The 15,007-nt window shown below is 71.1% G+C and carries 16 protein-coding genes; 5 read left to right on the top strand and 11 right to left on the bottom strand.

Annotated elements, in window-relative coordinates:
- Positions 1-1,044, top strand: coding sequence for a polyprenyl synthetase family protein (locus tag ACA361_RS06350; protein WP_375010813.1), 1,044 nt, complete (start codon positions 1-3; stop codon positions 1,042-1,044).
- Positions 1,045-1,107: 63 nt separating this feature from the next.
- On the opposite strand, the gene ACA361_RS06345 is transcribed toward ACA361_RS06350, so the two are convergent.
- The 9 genes from ACA361_RS06345 to rarD all read right to left on the bottom strand — a co-directional run bounded on the left by ACA361_RS06345 (position 1,108) and on the right by rarD (position 11,277).
- Positions 1,108-1,716 carry an ATP/GTP-binding protein gene (locus tag ACA361_RS06345; RefSeq protein ID WP_375010812.1) on the bottom strand — a complete coding sequence of 203 codons (609 nt, stop codon included), beginning with the start codon at positions 1,714-1,716 and terminating at the stop codon, positions 1,108-1,110.
- Entirely contained in the window at positions 1,697-2,116 is a 420-nt protein-coding gene (locus tag ACA361_RS06340; protein WP_375010811.1) for a DUF742 domain-containing protein, read from the bottom strand. Before ACA361_RS06340 ends, ACA361_RS06345 begins: the two co-directional genes overlap by 20 nt.
- Positions 2,116-2,538 (bottom strand): roadblock/LC7 domain-containing protein, encoded by a 423-nt coding sequence (locus ACA361_RS06335; RefSeq protein ID WP_375010810.1) that lies wholly within the window; start codon positions 2,536-2,538, stop codon positions 2,116-2,118. The genes ACA361_RS06340 and ACA361_RS06335 overlap by 1 nt, the downstream gene beginning before the upstream one ends.
- A complete protein-coding gene (locus ACA361_RS06330) occupies positions 2,538-5,252 on the bottom strand; it encodes a nitrate- and nitrite sensing domain-containing protein (RefSeq protein WP_375010809.1) in 2,715 nt (904 codons plus the stop codon). The genes ACA361_RS06335 and ACA361_RS06330 overlap by 1 nt, the downstream gene beginning before the upstream one ends.
- Before the next feature lie 247 nt (positions 5,253-5,499).
- The gene (locus ACA361_RS06325) at positions 5,500-7,230 is read right to left on the bottom strand and encodes a prenyltransferase/squalene oxidase repeat-containing protein (protein ID WP_375010808.1); all 1,731 of its coding nucleotides are present in this window, start codon (positions 7,228-7,230) and stop codon (positions 5,500-5,502) included.
- On the bottom strand, positions 7,227-8,129 hold the full coding sequence (locus ACA361_RS06320; protein WP_375010807.1) for a terpene synthase family protein: 903 nt from the start codon (positions 8,127-8,129) through the stop codon (positions 7,227-7,229). Before ACA361_RS06320 ends, ACA361_RS06325 begins: the two co-directional genes overlap by 4 nt.
- Before the next feature lie 37 nt (positions 8,130-8,166).
- On the bottom strand, positions 8,167-9,537 hold the full coding sequence (locus ACA361_RS06315) for a cytochrome P450 (protein ID WP_375010806.1): 1,371 nt from the start codon (positions 9,535-9,537) through the stop codon (positions 8,167-8,169).
- 427 nt (positions 9,538-9,964) lie between these two features.
- On the bottom strand, positions 9,965-10,342 hold the full coding sequence (locus tag ACA361_RS06310; protein ID WP_375010805.1) for a hypothetical protein: 378 nt from the start codon (positions 10,340-10,342) through the stop codon (positions 9,965-9,967).
- A gap of 38 nt (positions 10,343-10,380) precedes the next feature.
- The gene (rarD, locus tag ACA361_RS06305; protein ID WP_375010804.1) at positions 10,381-11,277 is read right to left on the bottom strand and encodes an EamA family transporter RarD; all 897 of its coding nucleotides are present in this window, start codon (positions 11,275-11,277) and stop codon (positions 10,381-10,383) included.
- 76 nt (positions 11,278-11,353) lie between these two features.
- Here rarD and msrA point away from each other — a divergent pair, with 76 nt between their 5' ends.
- The 3 genes from msrA (at position 11,354) to ACA361_RS06290 (ending at position 12,750) form a co-directional block, all read left to right on the top strand.
- Complete coding sequence (gene msrA / locus ACA361_RS06300; protein ID WP_375010803.1) at positions 11,354-12,007, top strand: peptide-methionine (S)-S-oxide reductase MsrA; 654 nt, start codon at positions 11,354-11,356, stop codon at positions 12,005-12,007.
- A gap of 90 nt (positions 12,008-12,097) precedes the next feature.
- On the top strand, positions 12,098-12,556 hold the full coding sequence (locus ACA361_RS06295) for a hypothetical protein (RefSeq protein ID WP_375010802.1): 459 nt from the start codon (positions 12,098-12,100) through the stop codon (positions 12,554-12,556).
- Positions 12,557-12,621: 65 nt separating this feature from the next.
- Positions 12,622-12,750 carry a DUF4291 family protein gene (locus tag ACA361_RS06290; protein WP_375010801.1) on the top strand — a complete coding sequence of 43 codons (129 nt, stop codon included), beginning with the start codon at positions 12,622-12,624 and terminating at the stop codon, positions 12,748-12,750.
- 154 nt (positions 12,751-12,904) lie between these two features.
- On the opposite strand, the gene ACA361_RS06285 is transcribed toward ACA361_RS06290, so the two are convergent.
- Together ACA361_RS06285 and ACA361_RS06280 are read right to left on the bottom strand one after the other, a co-directional pair.
- Positions 12,905-13,228, bottom strand: a complete 324-nt coding sequence (locus tag ACA361_RS06285) for a transcriptional regulator (RefSeq protein ID WP_375010800.1) — start codon at positions 13,226-13,228, stop codon at positions 12,905-12,907.
- Positions 13,225-13,656, bottom strand: a complete 432-nt coding sequence (locus ACA361_RS06280) for a hypothetical protein (RefSeq protein WP_375010799.1) — start codon at positions 13,654-13,656, stop codon at positions 13,225-13,227. Before ACA361_RS06280 ends, ACA361_RS06285 begins: the two co-directional genes overlap by 4 nt.
- 497 nt (positions 13,657-14,153) lie before the next feature.
- Between ACA361_RS06280 and ACA361_RS06275 the strand changes: the two genes are divergently transcribed.
- Positions 14,154-14,966 (top strand): helix-turn-helix domain-containing protein, encoded by an 813-nt coding sequence (locus ACA361_RS06275; RefSeq protein WP_375010798.1) that lies wholly within the window; start codon positions 14,154-14,156, stop codon positions 14,964-14,966.
- Positions 14,967-15,007 lie beyond the last annotated feature (41 nt).

Raw genomic sequence — 15,007 nt, 5'->3', positions numbered from 1 at the left:
GTGAGTGAAGTTTTCGGCGGGGGCCCCGGGGGCGCGCCGTCCCCCCAGGGAGCAGGGCCGTTCGGCCTGCCCGTTGACGCGGGTCTCGCGACGGACGTGCAGGAGCGGCTCGCCGCCGTCGAGAACGTGCTGCTGGACGCCGTCCACAGCGACGACCCGCTGCTCGCCCAAGCCTCCAAGCACCTGGTCGAGGCGGGAGGCAAGCGGTTCCGGCCGATGCTGGTGCTGCTGGCCTCCCACTTCGGCGACCCGGCCGCGGCCGGCGTGGTCCCGGCCGCGGTGGTCGTCGAGCTGACCCACCTCGCGACCCTGTACCACGACGACGTGATGGACGAGGCGACCGTACGGCGCGGCGAGCCCTCGGCCAACTCCCGCTGGACCAACACCGTCGCCATCCTCACCGGCGACTACCTGTTCGCCCGCGCCTCCGACCTGCTGGCCGACCTCGGCCCGGAGGCCGTCCGGATCCAGGCCCGCGCGTTCGCCCGGCTCGTCCGCGGCCAGATCCAGGAGACCGTCGGCGCCGCCCCCGAGGCCGACCCGCTGGCGCACTACCTGGACGTCGTCGCCGACAAGACCGCCTCGCTGATCGCGGTGTCCGGCCAGTTCGGCGCGCTGCTGGCGGGTGCCGACCCGCGTGTCGTGGAGACGATCACCAGCGCCTGCGAGAAGATCGGCGTCGCGTTCCAGCTCTCCGACGACATCCTCGACATCGCCTCCGAGGCCGAGCAGTCGGGCAAGACCCCGGGCACCGACCTGCGCGAGGGCATCCGCACCCTCCCGATGCACCACGTTCTCGCCGGCATCGGCTCGGGCCCCGACGACGCCCGGCTCCGCACGCTGCTCAGCGAGGACCTCACCGACGACGCCCTCCACGCCGAGGCGCTCGCGCTGCTGCGCGCCCACCCCGCCATGGACCGCGCCCGCGCCGACCTCCGCGAGTGGGCCGAGAACGCCCGCGCCGAGCTCCTCACCCTCCCCGACATCCCCGCCCGCGAAGCCTTCACCGGCCTCTGCGACTACGTCGTCAGCCGCACGGGCTGATCCGGACCTGGGAAGAACGACGCCCGCCCCGAACGTTCCGGGGCGGGCGTTCTCACTCTCCGGTCAGGCGTTCTGGGGGGCCGGGGTAAGGCCGCGCATCTTCATGGCGTGCAGGACCATGTGGATGAGGACCTTCTTGCAGGACTCCAGGCTGCGGGCGTCGCACAGCATGACCGGGACCTTGGGACCCAGGTTGAGGGCCATCTCGATCTCTTCGAGGTCGTACTGGCGGGCGCCCTCGAAGCAGTTGACCGCCACGACGAACGGGGTGCCGCGGCGCTCGAAGTAGTCGACCGAGGGGAAGCAGTCCGACAGCCGGCGGGTGTCGGCCAGCACCACCGCGCCGAGCGCGCCCAGCGCCACCTCGTCCCACATGAACCAGAAGCGCTCCTGGCCCGGCGTGCCGAACAGGTAGAGGACGTACTCGTCGCGCATCGTGATGCGGCCGAAGTCCATCGCGACGGTCGTGGTGTTCTTGCGCTCGACCCCGGAGACGTCGTCGACGCCGACGCTCTCGTCGGTGAGGATCTCCTCGGTGCGCAGCGGCTGCGTCTCGGAGACGGTGCCGACCATGGTGGTCTTGCCGACGCCGAAACCGCCGGCGATCACGATCTTGACCGCGGTGGGGAGCCTGCGGCCGCCGCCGTCGTGACTAGAGGGCCCGGAGACCATCGATCACCGCCTTGTAGAGCCTGATGTCGTGCATGTCCGCCTCCGGTTCGGGCTCCTGCATGGTGATGAACCCCTTGTCGAGGAGGTCGCCCAGCAGGACCCGCACGGTCGCGACGGGAAGGTTGAGATGGCCGGTCAGCTCGGCCACCGAGATCACCGACTGGCTGAGCTGCAGGATCGCCTGGTGCTCGGGGCCCAGCCCGATCTCGGCCTCGCCGCTGCCGGCGATGGCGACGACCAGCGTGATGAGGTCGAAGTCGCCGCGGGTCGGTTCGAGCCGGCCGCTGGTCATCACGTACGGGCGCACCATCGGCCCGGCGCGGTCGTCCAGCAGCCGCTCGGCGGTGTAGAGGTCCTCGGGTTGCCGCCGCTCCTCGGCCGGATCCTCGGGAGGCATCATCAGTTGGCCTGGCCTTCCCGCGCGACGTCCGAGCGCGACGGCGTGCTGAGGTGGTGGCCCATCGCGGTGACCAGCATCGCCATCTCGTACGCGATCAGGCCGACGTCGGCGTCCTCGTCGCTCAGCACCGCCAGGCAGGCGCCCTTGCCGGCCACCGACACCAGCAGGAACGCCGACTGCATCTCGATGATCGTTTGCCGGACGGGGCCGCCGCCGAACCGCGATCCGGCGCCCTTGGCGAGGCTCTGGATGCCGGCGGCGACGGCGGCGAGGTGCTCGCCGTCGTCCTGGGTGAACCCGCGCGACGAGGCCATCAGAAGCCCGTCCGCCGAGAGCACGATGGCGTGCTGGGCGTGGGGGAGCCGGCCCACCAGGTCGTCCAGCAGCCAGCTCAGGTCGGCCGAAGAACCGGTCTTCTGCATTACTGTTCGTCCTCGCCTTCAGCGTTGTCGGTTCCGGGCCGCGCGGCCTCGGACCGGCCGCGGCGGGTGCCGCGTTGGTAGGAACCCATGATCCGCAGGATGTCCTCGGGCGAGCGGCCCTGGTCGGGCTCCGGTTCGGGCTCCGGCTCGGTGATCGGCTCGTCCGTGCGCAGCGGCGGCGCCAGGTTCGCCTGCGGAACGCGGACGGGCAGACCGGAGGGGGTGCTATCGATGTCGGGCACGGGCGGCAGGTCCTCCGGGATCGCGGTCTCGGGACGCGCGGCACCCTCGGCTCCGGCGTCGTTCGGATCGATCGCCCGGCCGGGGACCGGGGCGGGGTCGGCGCCCGGTGCGGCGGGGGGCACGGACGGTGCGGACGGTGCGGGGACGTCGAGCGGCCCCGTCACGTTCGGCGAGCCGGAACCGGCGTGCCCGGCGGCGCCGGGCCCGGTCGCGTCCGGGCCGGCGGGGCCCGGCTGGGCGGCGGCGTTCGGTCCCGTGCTCTGCGGGCCAGTGCTCTGCGGGCCAGTGGTGTGCGGGCCAGTGGTGTGCGAGCCCGTGTTCTGCGGGCCCGTGTCCTGGGAGCCCGTGGGCACGGGGCCCGTGGTGGTCGGGTCGGCCGCCGGGTCGCGGCGTCCGGGCGGGTTCGGGACGGCCACCAGGGACGGGGCGGCCTGCCGCCCGGCGCCCGCGCGGCCCTGCTGGGCGGCGGGGTCGGGAGCGCCGACCATCGTCGGCTGGCGGACGGTCAGCCCGTTCTCCGTGGTGGCGCCGGCGGGCACCGGGCGCGGCCCGGCCGGGGCGGCGCCGCTCTCGGCCGCGCCCTCCGCCGGGGCGGTGACGGCGGGCGGCGCCGGGGTACGGGCCGCGGCCGCCGGGTCCTCGATCACCAGCTCGCGGGGGATGACCACGACGGCGGTGGTGCCGCCGTACGCCGAGCGCTTGAGCATGACCTGGAGGCCGTAGCGCTCGGCGAGCTTGCCGACCACGAACAGGCCCAGCTGGACCGAGCTCTGCAGGTTGAACTCGGGCGGGTCGGCGATCCGCGCGTTCACGTCGGCCAGCTTCTCGTCGGTCAGCCCGAGCCCGCGGTCCTCGATGTCGATGGCGAAGCCGCTGGCGACCAGGTGGCCGCCGATCTGCACGACGGTGTCCGGCGGCGAGAACGACACCGCGTTCTCGATCAGCTCGGCCAGCAGGTGGGTGACGTCACCGACGGCGCGGCCGGTCAGCTCGATCGGGCCGAACGGCAGCACCTGCACCCGGGTGTAGTCCTCGACCTCGCCGACCGCGGCGCGGACGACGTCCACCATCGGGACCGAGCGGCGCCAGCCGCGGGCCGGGATGGCGCCGGAGAGGACGATCAGGTTCTCGGCGTTGCGCCGCATGCGGGTGGCCAGGTGGTCGAGCCGGAACAGCTCCTCCAGGTCCTTGGGGTCGATGTCGCGGCGGCGCTCCATCGTGTCGAGCATGCTCAGCTGCCGGTGCACGAGCGTCTGGGTGCGGCGGGCCAGGCTGAGCAGGACGTCGCGGATGCCGCGGCGCAGCTCGGCCTGCTCGACGGCGGTGCGGATCGCGGTCTCCTGCACGTAGTTGAACGCGCGGCCCACCTCGCCGATCTCGTCGTCGCCGAACTTCAGCGGCGGGGCCTCGGCCGCCACGTCCACCTTCTCGCCGTGCCCGAGCCGTTCGACGACGCTGGGCAGCCGCTGCTCGGCCAGCTCCCACGCGGCGCCGCGCAGCTTCTCCAGCTGGCGGACCAGGGCCCGCGCGGTGGTGATCGACACGATGATGGACGCGATGACGGTGACCAGGCCGAGCACGCCGGCCAGCAGCAGCCGCAGCACGACCCCGATGGCGATCGGGGTGGCGCGCTCGACCAGCCGGTCGCCGCCGGCCTGGATGCTGGTGCGCATCTGGGCGAGGGCGGGCGCGGTCGCGTTCTGCCACTGGGCCTCGCCGACCCGGGGGCGCTGGCCGGGCCGGGACCGCAGCAGGGCGTCCTCCAGCCGGCGGACCTCGGCGAGCTTCTGGTTGGAGGTCAGCTCGCGGTACTGCCGGGGTTCGGTGTCGCGCACGCCGACCATCGCCTGGTCGTAGGCGTACCGGCGGGCGCCGATCGTCTGCGCGACCCGCTGCAGGTCGGCGGCGCTGGTGCGGCCGCCCGCGAGGACGCCGGCGATCAGGGCGTCCTCGCCGGCGAGCAGTTCCCAGGTGCGGTTGAGGGCGACCTGGTCGCGGGTGGCGTCGGCGAACCCGTCGTCGTCGAGCGTGGCCAGCTCGTCGTACACGCGGAAGTTCGCCTCGTTGATCGCGGTGTAGATCTCGAACGCCCGGTCCCGGCCGGCCGTGCCCGCGTCGATCGCCCGGCGGTCGGCGGGGAGCCGCCGGAGGAGCGCGTCGTAGTCGGCGATCCGGCGCTGGAGGGTGTCGCTCGCGGCGCGGTCGACGGCGCCGGACCTGATCCCTTCGAAGACGGTCTTGATCGTCTTGTCGCTGCGAGCCCGCTGGGCCAGGACGGCGTCACGGCGCTGCGGGGTCGGCGCGGCCAGGTAGACCACGGTGAGGCGCCGCTCGGCCTGGATGTCCACCATCATCGGGTCGGTGGGGGCCGCGACGTTGCTGTCCAGCGTGCTCACCCAGAGGAGGTTCACGCCCTCCCTGGCGGTCACCCACGCGGCGAAGGCCCACAGTGCGGTGAGAGAGACCAGCATCGCCGCAATCTTGGTTCGCAGCCGTGAGTTGCGAAAGCGCATGGGAATCGCCCAACAAATGTCAAGGTGCTTTGCAATGCTCGGCGGCGTCCCGGCTGCGAGGCTAGGGGTAGCGGGGTCGGTCAATGCACGCCGGCATCACCTGGTTTCGTGCATGCAGAACCATACCAACCTGCCCATAACCACTCAAGGTGAATCGTTTACTTCCAGAATTTTAGGCCCCACTCCAGGAGGCATGTGAGGGAATTCACGCCAAGGTAACAAACCGACTGGTCTGGGCGAGGTGCAGGGCCGCGACGATGGCCGTCCGGACGATAGTGGTTGGGTGGTATACGTCCTTGTCATGCCATAAGGTCGGTTCGGACACTTCCATGAAGTTAAATGGCTCATGTCCGGTTTGGGAGAATTGCAGGGCGGCTCCGCGGAGGTACGCCGCCCCCCGCGCCACCGCCCCGCGCGCCGCCTCCAGCACGTCCTCCCCGGGCGGACGGCCGGGCAGCAGCAGCGTTTGCAGTGCGTACGCGGTCTCCTCGGCCGTCCCGTCCCAGCGCCCCCACGACCCGTCCGGCCGCTGCGTCTCCAGCACCCAGCGCCGCGCGCGGTCCACCGCCCGCGCCGCGCGCGGGCCCGTCCCGAAATCGTCGAGGGCGGGAACGGCGCAGGCTGTCGCGTAGTACGGGGACGCGTGCCAGCGGTCGCGCCACGCGCCGTCATCGTCCTGCTGGTCGCAAAGCCAAGAGGACACCTTCGCCGCGGTGGCGGCGTACCGGACGGCGCGCTCGCCCCCGCCCGTGCTTTCGAGATAGTGGCCGAAGGCTTCCAGAACGTGCGCGTTCGTAGTGATGGATATCCCGTCTTCGCCCTGCCAAGTGCAGAAATGCGTTTCGGTCTCGTATTTCCACAGCAGGTCCGGCGGGTACGGGCGGCCCAGCAGCGACAGCGCGTACAGGACGCCGGAACTGGAGTCGGCGTCGGGCGGCAGGCCCGCTCCGCCGCCGGTGCCCGACTCGCCCAGTGCCGCGGTCAGCTCCGCCAGCAGGCGGTCCAGCACCCCGGGCGGCGCCGGGACGGGAACGCCCGCCCGCGCCAGCCACCCCAGGACCCAGCCGCGCTCGAACTCGCTGATCGGCGTCGCGACCGGGACCGGACCGCCGTACCGCGCGACCGCCGCCTCCAGGTAGGCGCGCGCCGACCGGCGCTCGGCCGCCCGCGCCGGGCCGTCCGCGGTGCCGGGACCGCCGAGCCAGGCGGCGGTGGCCGCGGGCGAGGCGCCGACCGTGCCGGACGGTTCGGGCCGCACCGACGGCGCCGCCCGCGCCGTCCCGCCCGCGATCTCCAGCGCGTGCAGCAGCTTCTGCGGGACGGACCGCCCCTCGGCCAGGAGCTCCCGGACGAGGTGCAGCAGCTCGCCGCCCATCCCCTCGGGAGCGCGCAGCGGACCCGCGTCCTGCCAGGACTCCAGCCCGGCGGGCGGTCCGGATCCCGCCCCCAGGCCCGCCGCCGTCCCGGCTCCGCCGCCGGCCGTCCGGACGTTGATCCGCTCGATCAGGTACGGGGTGATGTGCTCGATCGCCGGCATGTCCGGCACGTCCTCGACGCGGCCGGACGCCAGCATGCCGTGCAGCCGGCGAAGCCCCTGGTCGGCGGCCTTGAGCAGCTCGGCCCGCGGCGGCCCCGCCGGATCCTCCGGGCCGTCCAGCGCGCCGAGCAGCGCCTCGGTCGCGCTGAGCGTCGGGACGAGCGCGTACCCGTCGTGCGGCAGGCCCCACGCGCCGTCCGCGCGCTGCGCTCGGACCAGGTAGCGGAGCCGCTCCGGCTGCCCGGACAGCCACGGCGCCAGCGACACCAGCCGTCCCGTCTCGTACACCGAGGGGGACGAGCGGCCCCCCGGCCAGGCGACCAGGTCGTCGACGATGCCGCGGGCGGCGGCCGCGACGTCCAGGAATCCGGCGGTGGTGAGGGCTTCGTCGGTGGTCAATGCGACCCCCAGTAGTCGCTGGCCCCGTAGAAGGCCGAGTTGAAGCCGAGCTGCCGGGCGAGGTAGTCCGCCCCGTCCGGGCAGGCGTCCCGCAGCGGTTCGAGCAGGGCGCGGCAGTTCCGGACGATCGCGTCGAGCCGGTCGGAGACGGCCGCGCGGTCGTCGACGAGCATGAGGGCGTTCAGATCGTTCCAGGCCAGGTCGCGCTCGTAGGTCGCCAGGTCGTTCAGCAGGCGCAGCGCCTTCTGCACCTCCCTGTCCGCCTCCCGCAGCGGCGCGACGTGCTCGACCGTCGCCGGGTCGGCGAGCGCGATCCAGTGCGAGAGGTTCACCCAGGCCGAGCCGATGTTGTCGGCGTTGTCCAGGTAGGCGTCCAGGGACGGCAGCGCGGACCGGTCGCCGGCCGCGGCGGCCGCCTTCCACTCCCACTCGCGCGCGCCCGCGTCCAGGACGCGGACGAGGGCGTCCCGCCAGGCGTCGCGGAGCCGCGGGAACGCGGGGGACTCCGAGACCTCGTCCCTGATCTCGGCCAGGAACGGGGTGAGGACGTCGCCGGGGAGGGGGGCGGCGCCGTCCAGCACCGCCAGCACCCGCCCGTTGATGTCCTCGATCTCCGCGAGCGCCGCCGCCTTGTGGTCGACCAGCCAGTCCAGGCCGAACAGCCACAGCGCCGTGCGGTTGAGGACGCGCATCCCGCGCGCCCCGACCCCGGCCGCGGCGAACGCGTTGGCGCAGGCGAGGGCGTTGAACGTGGTGGCGTCGATGGCGTCCGCGGCGAACAGCCCGGGATGCGCCTCGGCGCTCCGGACCAGTTCCCGGGCCGCCCGTACCGCCTGGGCCATGACCCTGCCGGCACCGAAGGCGTCCCGCATGGGATCGCCTCCGGGGGCAGCGCTCACGAGCGGCTCCCCGCCGCCGGGACGCGGCCGCGCCCGGTCACCGGTCGCCCCGGAGGGGAGTCAGCGTCATCCGGAGGTCGGTCCGGGGTCGGATGGTGGCGCCGATCTTGGCGATGGCCTCCTCGGAGTTCTCCACCCGGGGACGGAACCGGCTGAGGATGCTGGTCAGGATCAGCTCGGCCTCGAAGTTGAACACGTGCCGGCCGATGCACATGTGCGGGCCGCCGCCGAAGGGGTAGTAGGCGTACCGGTGGTGCGAGCGCGCGCGCTCGGGGGAGAACCGCTCGGGGTCGAACTCCAGCGGGCGCTCCCACACCTCCTCCAGCCGGTGGGTGAGGTACGGGCTCACCAGCACGGTGTCCCCGGCGCTGATCGGTACGCCGCCGATCCAGGTGTCGTTCCGGGCGATCCGCGGGAAGATCCAGCCGACCGGGTAGAGCCGCAGCAGCTCCTGGATGACCTGCTTGACGTAGGGCAGCCGGTGCAGGTGCTCGGGCCGGACGCGCTCCCCGGCCACCACCTCGTCGATGTCCTCGCGGAGGCGCCGGGAGACGTCCGGGTACCGCTCCAGGATCGGCCAGATCCAGGTCAGCGCGACGGTGGTGGTCTCGATGCTGGTCGCCCACATCGACAGCAGGTTGTCGCGGATCCACTCGTCGTCGAGGCCGCTGCCCTCGGTCATCCGGGCCCGGCACAGCGCGGTGAAGATGTCGAAGCCCTCGCCGGGGGCGTCCCGGTAGCGGTCGACCAGCTCGTACAGGACCTCGTCCATGACCTTGAGCGCGTCGCCGAACCTGCGGTCGCCGGGCAGCGGGATCGAGCGCGGCACGAACGGCAGGAGGAACCGGTAGGCGATCGAGGTGGCCAGGTTCTCCATGCCGGGGACGAGCAGGTCCGCCTCGGCCTTCTTGATCTTGTCGCCGAACAGCACCTTGATGACGGTCTCGTGGACGATCCGTCCCATCTCGGGGAGGACCTCGATGGTGTCGCCCCTGCGGGCGGGCTCCTCGAAGGTGTCGACCGCCTGGTTGATGGCGTCCGCCATGGCGTCGGTGAGCGCGCGGACGTGCTTGGTGGAGAAGACCGGCTGCAGGACCCGCTTGCTGAGTTCCCACTCGTCGTACTCGGACATGATGCTGGCGCCGAAGAGGCCGCGCAGGGGGCGCCAGAACATGCCGTCCCGGACGAAGTTCTCCGACTCGCGCCGCAGCACCTGCTGGACGTGGTCGGGGTGGGTGGCGAGGTAGGGCCGCGACGCTCCCAGGTCCAGTTTGATCAGCTCGCCGCCGGCCGTCCGGCTGATGCGCTCCAGTTCCCGCAGCGGGTCCCGGACAAATCGAGAGAGTGTTCGATAAAGCGGAAAGGACCTGGCCTTTTGGGCCGTGTTCGGCGCGACGTCAACGGTCATTCCCCACTGCCTCTCAGGTGCGCTGTCAGCGTTGTGAAGGGCCGCCCCGGGCGCGTCGATGGCGGCACGAGTGTGGATCGCCGGGCGTTCTCTACGGTTCTGCGAAGCTTGTCAGTTATGTTCGTTTCCGGGGAAGTATCACATGATCAAATAACGAGATCAAGGCCCCGATCGGTAGGAAATATGTGGTGGTTGCAGTGACCTTCATCACTTTCCCGAGAAACGTCAATTGTCGTGACGCCGCTTGTCAGGGCACCCGCCGTGACGATCCGCCCGGAATGATCACTCTCCGTGATCGCTTTGCGGAAATGGCTTACTTAGCCCAGGAAAAGAAGTCCGGAGTAGTCCGGCGCCGGTCGTGAGGCGTGCTGTCCCGCTCCCCGGCGGATGTAAAATCTCGCGCGCTCGGCGGAATGGCGCGAATGGCTCAGCCGGTGGCCCGCGCCATCTGCGGGTTGAGTGCGCCAGGGAGCAGGGACGGCCAGGACCGTTCCGTCGACACGGTCAGCCGCGCGCTCACCTGCCGGCCGCCACAATCGGCCACCACCGTGTAGGTGCCCGCGCCGATGCTGCGCTTCAGCCGCGCCGAACCGCGGCCGCCGAGCCGGGCCCCCTCGGTGAACGCGATCGACTCGGCCCGCCCCTTGCAGCCGGGGGCGCTGACCCGTACCCGCTCGCCGGGCCGCGCCACACCGGGGGTGACGCTCATCCCGTCGCCCGGGACGTCCTCCGCGCCGGACGCGGGGGCCGCCAGGCCCGCCGCGATCACGGCCGCTCCCACCACGGTGAAGCTGAGCAGGCGCAACCGGACTCCTCGGGACGAGCGATGTGACGTCCGGCACTTTAGTGCTTGGACGCCCCCTCCTCCAGGGGAGCGCCGAAACCCGGCGATCTCTGTGCGCGCAGGCCGTCCCAGGTCAGCACACACAAGGCCAACCAAACCAGGATGAACCCGGCCCATCGCCCGGCGGGCATCTCCTCATGGTGCACCAGCAGCCCGATGGCGAACTGGAGCACCGGCGTCAGGTACTGGAGCATCCCGATCACGCTCAGCGGCAGCCGGATCGCCGCCCCGTTGAACAGCAGCAGCGGCACCGCGGTCACGAACCCGCTCACCACGATCAGCACCGCGTGCCCGGCCCCGGCATGCCCGAACGCCGCGTCCCCCCGCCCCTCGAGGAACAGCGCGAACCCCAGCGCCGGCAGGAACAGCACCGCCGTCTCCACCGCGAGGCTCTCCAGCGACGGCATGTTCGCGAACTTCTTCACCAGCCCGTAGGTGCCGAACGCCAGCGCCAGCACCAGCGCGATCCACGGCGGCCGCCCGTAGTCCACGCTCAGCACCACCACCGCGAGACCGCCCAGCCCCACCGCGGCCCACTGCCACGGCCGCAGCCGCTCCCGGAAGACCAGCACCCCGAACAGCACGCTGATCAGCGGATTGACGAAGTACCCCAGCGCCGCGTCCAGCGTGTGCCCGGAGTTGACGGCGTAGATGTACACGCCCCAGTTGATCGTGATCACCGTCGCCGCGACGGCCAGCAGCCCCGCCTGCCGCCACGTCACCCGCACCCACCGCCGCGCGAACGCCAGCATCACCAGCACCGCGAGCAGCGACCACATGATCCGGTGCGCCAGGATCTCCACCGGCCCCGACGGCTTGAGCAGCGGCCAGTACAGCGGGAAGAGCCCCCAGATCGCGTAGGCCCCGACCCCGCACAGCAGCCCCTGACGATTCACGCCGGTCACCGTAGCAGGCCGTAATTACCCAACCTGCTCCACACTGATGTCACCCTCCAGCGCGTACCCTGAAGGCATGTTCTTCGCGAAGACGCAGCCGGTGTCTCCGGAGAAGGCCCTGCCAGGCCGTGCAGAGCCCATCCCGGTCCCGCCCAGGCACGAGGTCCTCGACGCCCCCCTCGCCCCGCCGTACCCGGCCGGCGCCGAGATCGCCGAGTTCGCGCTCGGCTGCTTCTGGGGCGCCGAACGCAAGTTCTGGCAGACCCCGGGCGTCCTCTCCACCGCCGTCGGCTACGAGGGCGGCTACACGCCCAACCCCACGTACGAAGAGGTCTGCAGCGGCCTGACCGGCCACACCGAGACCGTCCGCGTCGTCTACGACCCGTCCCGGACCACCTACGAGGACCTCCTCCGCGTCTTCTGGGAGGCCCACGACCCCACCCAGGGCATGCGCCAGGGCAACGACGTCGGCACCCAGTACCGCTCGGCCGTCTTCTACCGCGACGAGATGCAGCAGAAGCTCGCCGAGGCGTCCCGCGCCGCGTACCAGGACGTCCTCACCGCGGCCGGCTACGGCCCCATCACCACCGAGGTCACCAAGGCCACCGACTTCTACTTCGCCGAGGACTACCACCAGCAGTACCTCTCGGACAACAAGAACCCGAACGGCTACTGCGGCATAGACGGCACCGGCCTCTCCTGCCCCATAGGCGTCGCCCCCGCCGAGTGAGCGGAGAGGCATTCAACGAGGTCGTGGGCCGAGCACAGATCGGCGCCGTGGCCTGACGGCCTCTACTCGGCGGGTGATCCGGACAGGGACGTGGCGCAGCTCGATGCCGCGATGGCGGGCTGCGTCTCGGTCTACGTGGAGGCGCGCGGAGTACTCGACGCGGATCGCTCGCGGATCCTCAGCTCTTCCGCCGCCGAGATCGAGCAGATCCTGCCCCATGTAGGGGGTGAAGCGGCCGCCTACATGCGCCGCCTGCTCCGAACGGCCGAGCTGGCCCGCACCCCTATAGAGGCCCAGGACGTCCGCACCAAGGCGGATCGTCTGCGGTGGTACCTCTCCCGGCTGAAAGTCGAGCCGGTGAGTGAGGAGATCAGCATGGCGGCCATCGAGTTGCTGCGCGCGCAGGGACTGCACGGGCACAAGTACGCGATCGACGCGGTCGTGGCAGCGACCGCCCTGCACGCGGTCAGACCGGTCATCATCCTCACCTCGGGCGAGGACGACATGATCAAGCTGTGCGGCGAATCCGTACGTGTCGTATCCGTATGACCGGGCGGTCGCGGTCAGCGGAAATCGGTTGGCCGGTGGGTGGCCTTCGGCGCCACCATCGGGGCATGGAAGAACCACGGCGGCGGATCAGGGCTCGGTACACGGCTTCCACGATCACCGTCTACCAGGCGTACACCCCGGAGATCGGGGTGCCCGCGGCGCGGGACGGCGCGTTCCCCGCGGCGTGGCCGTAGGGCGCTACGCGGACGAGTGGACCGTCTCCATCGACGACGTGACACCGCTCGCGCGGGAGATCCGGGCGACCTGGATTCCGCTAGCCGGCTGCTGCCGCGGGAGCGCCCGTACCCAGCGGGGGACGATCTCCTGGCGCACCTTGGAGGGTGACCTTCAAGGGCGGGTCTCCTCGGCCTCCGGGGCCGGACTTGCGGCGATGCGGTTGAGCGTCTCCAGATGCGCGGTGAACGCGGCCTTGCCTGCGGCGGTGGCGGTGAGCCAGGTGGTGGTGCGCCGCCCGGCCTGCCCCTTGCGGATCTCTATGTAGCCGGCCTTGTCCAGCGTGGTGAGGTGCTGGGACAGGCCCGAGTCGCTGACCTGGACCGTGTCGCGGACGAACCGGAAGTCGGCCCGTTCCACCGACGACAGCAGCGCCATGATCGAGAAGCGCGCCGGTGAATGGATCACCGGGTCCAGCTCGTGGCGGGGATGGCTCATGTCCGCCGCCCCGCCCAGGCCGCGACGAAGAACGGCAGGGCCATCACGGTCGCGGCCGCGATCCACCCCGGCAGCGACTCCTCCAGCCGCCAGCGCGCCACCGGACCGATCGCCACCAGGTACAGCGCGAACCAGACGCCCCCGGCGACGGCGAGTCGGCGCGAGGCTCCGGCGGGCAGGACCTGGCGGCGTTCGGCCCACCAGTTGGCCGCCGCCACGAACAGCACGCCCCCGGCGGTGACGTACGCCCGGGCCGCGCCATGGGGCCACACCGACTCCAGCAGCACGATCCACGCGATCGCCGCTCCCCCGAACACCGCCAGGAAAACGCTGTGCCAGCGGCCTGAACGCCTGGCCCGCTCCCGCACCCGCGCCGCCTCGTCCAGCACCGCCCGAGCCGACACCCGGCCGTCCTCTTCGGCACTCATGGAGTATGTCTCCTCTCGTTAACTACTTTAGTAAGGCTAAAGTGATGGGGCGGCCGGCGCAACAGGGTGGCGTTGCAGGGCGGGAGCCGGTAGCCCTGGCGGATGGCTGATCACGGTGAGGCCCCGGCGGGCTGGGTATGGGAAGCCAACGTCCGGCCGTTCATGGAGACGGTCTCGCGGGACGCCGTCGGCAGCTATGAGGTGACGTCGGAAGCCGAGTGACGGCCGTTTCACTCCTGACCGCGCGTGCGATCTGCTGGCGAGGCGGAGGTGGTGCATCTTCCCTGCCTGAATGGTGCTACGTGTCCTGGTTCGGTGGGCGCCGGGTGTCAAAAAGGGCTCATCCAATGGTCGTGGGGGCGCATCAAAGGTTCCTTCATGCACTAGTCTGAACGCCCTAGGCACCGTGCGAGGTCGCACTGTGCTCTGTGGCGGTTTGATCAGAGCAGGGTAGGGGCATGCCGGACAGTCCGACCGTTCACCAGCGTCGTCTTCGCATGGAACTGCGTGCGGCGCGTGAGGCCGCCGGGCTGACCCAGGAGCAGACCGCTCAGGAGCTCGAGTGGTCCCTCTCCAAAATCATCAGGATCGAGGCCGGAACGGTCAGAGTGGCCGTGACCGATGTCCGGGTCCTGTTGCAGACGTACGGTGTCACCGGGGAACGGGTGGACAATATTCTGACCCTCGCCCGGGCCGCGCGTGAGCAGGGTTGGTGGCACGCCTATCGCAAGGTGGTCAGCCAGCAGTTGTTCGAGCTGATCGGCTACGAGTCGGCGGCGAGTGTCATCCGCCAGTTCGAGCCATTGATCGTTCCCGGACTGCTGCAGACCAGTGCGTATGCACGGGAGATCCTTTTCCAGTTGCGCGGCGAAGAGTCCGCGGACAAAATCGATGATTTGGTCGACGTCCGGATCCGTCGTCAGGAGATCTTCGAGCGACCTGATCCGCCGCAGTTCTTCTACGTGCTCGACGAATCGGCGGTGCACCGGCTCGTCGGTGGTACGGCCATGATGCGCGCTCAGCTGGCCCACCTCCTGGAGATGGCCAAGCAGCCGAATGTGACGATTGAGATCGTGCCGTTCAACGCGGGTGCCCACGCGGGACTCGCGGGTTCCTTTCACATGCTCGATTTCGCGGCGCCCGAAGATGACCCTGTGCTTTATCTGGAAGGAGTGCAGGGAGAGATCGTGGGCCGCGACTTCCGCGAGGACTTCGTCCGCTACCGGGAACGCTTCGAACTGCTGCGCGGTATGTCGCTCGGTCCGGAGGGAACGGCCGTATTGCTGAGCGGCCTCGCCGAAAAACTCTGAGGTCCGGGCCGATGCTGGCTGCGAGTTGTTGATCGCCCTAT

The sequence above is a fragment of the Actinomadura sp. 21ATH genome, assembly GCF_041951345.1.
GTDB lineage: Bacteria > Actinomycetota > Actinomycetes > Streptosporangiales > Streptosporangiaceae > Spirillospora.
Note: the sequence above shows the minus strand (reverse complement) of the source record. Positions and strands in the feature narration are given on the sequence as shown.

Coding starts and splice junctions, on each gene's coding strand:
- ACA361_RS06345 (WP_375010812.1), bottom strand. CDS start 1,716: ATGGTCTCCGGGCCCTCTAGTCACGACGGCGGCGGCCGCAGGCTCCCC.
- ACA361_RS06340 (WP_375010811.1), bottom strand. CDS start 2,116: ATGATGCCTCCCGAGGATCCGGCCGAGGAGCGGCGGCAACCCGAGGAC.
- ACA361_RS06335 (WP_375010810.1), bottom strand. CDS start 2,538: ATGCAGAAGACCGGTTCTTCGGCCGACCTGAGCTGGCTGCTGGACGAC.
- ACA361_RS06330 (WP_375010809.1), bottom strand. CDS start 5,252: ATGCTGGTCTCTCTCACCGCACTGTGGGCCTTCGCCGCGTGGGTGACC.
- ACA361_RS06315 (WP_375010806.1), bottom strand. CDS start 9,537: ATGACCGTTGACGTCGCGCCGAACACGGCCCAAAAGGCCAGGTCCTTT.
- msrA (WP_375010803.1), top strand. CDS start 11,354: ATGTTCTTCGCGAAGACGCAGCCGGTGTCTCCGGAGAAGGCCCTGCCA.
- ACA361_RS06290 (WP_375010801.1), top strand. CDS start 12,622: ATGGAAGAACCACGGCGGCGGATCAGGGCTCGGTACACGGCTTCCACG.
- ACA361_RS06285 (WP_375010800.1), bottom strand. CDS start 13,228: ATGAGCCATCCCCGCCACGAGCTGGACCCGGTGATCCATTCACCGGCG.
- ACA361_RS06280 (WP_375010799.1), bottom strand. CDS start 13,656: ATGAGTGCCGAAGAGGACGGCCGGGTGTCGGCTCGGGCGGTGCTGGAC.
- ACA361_RS06275 (WP_375010798.1), top strand. CDS start 14,154: ATGGAACTGCGTGCGGCGCGTGAGGCCGCCGGGCTGACCCAGGAGCAG.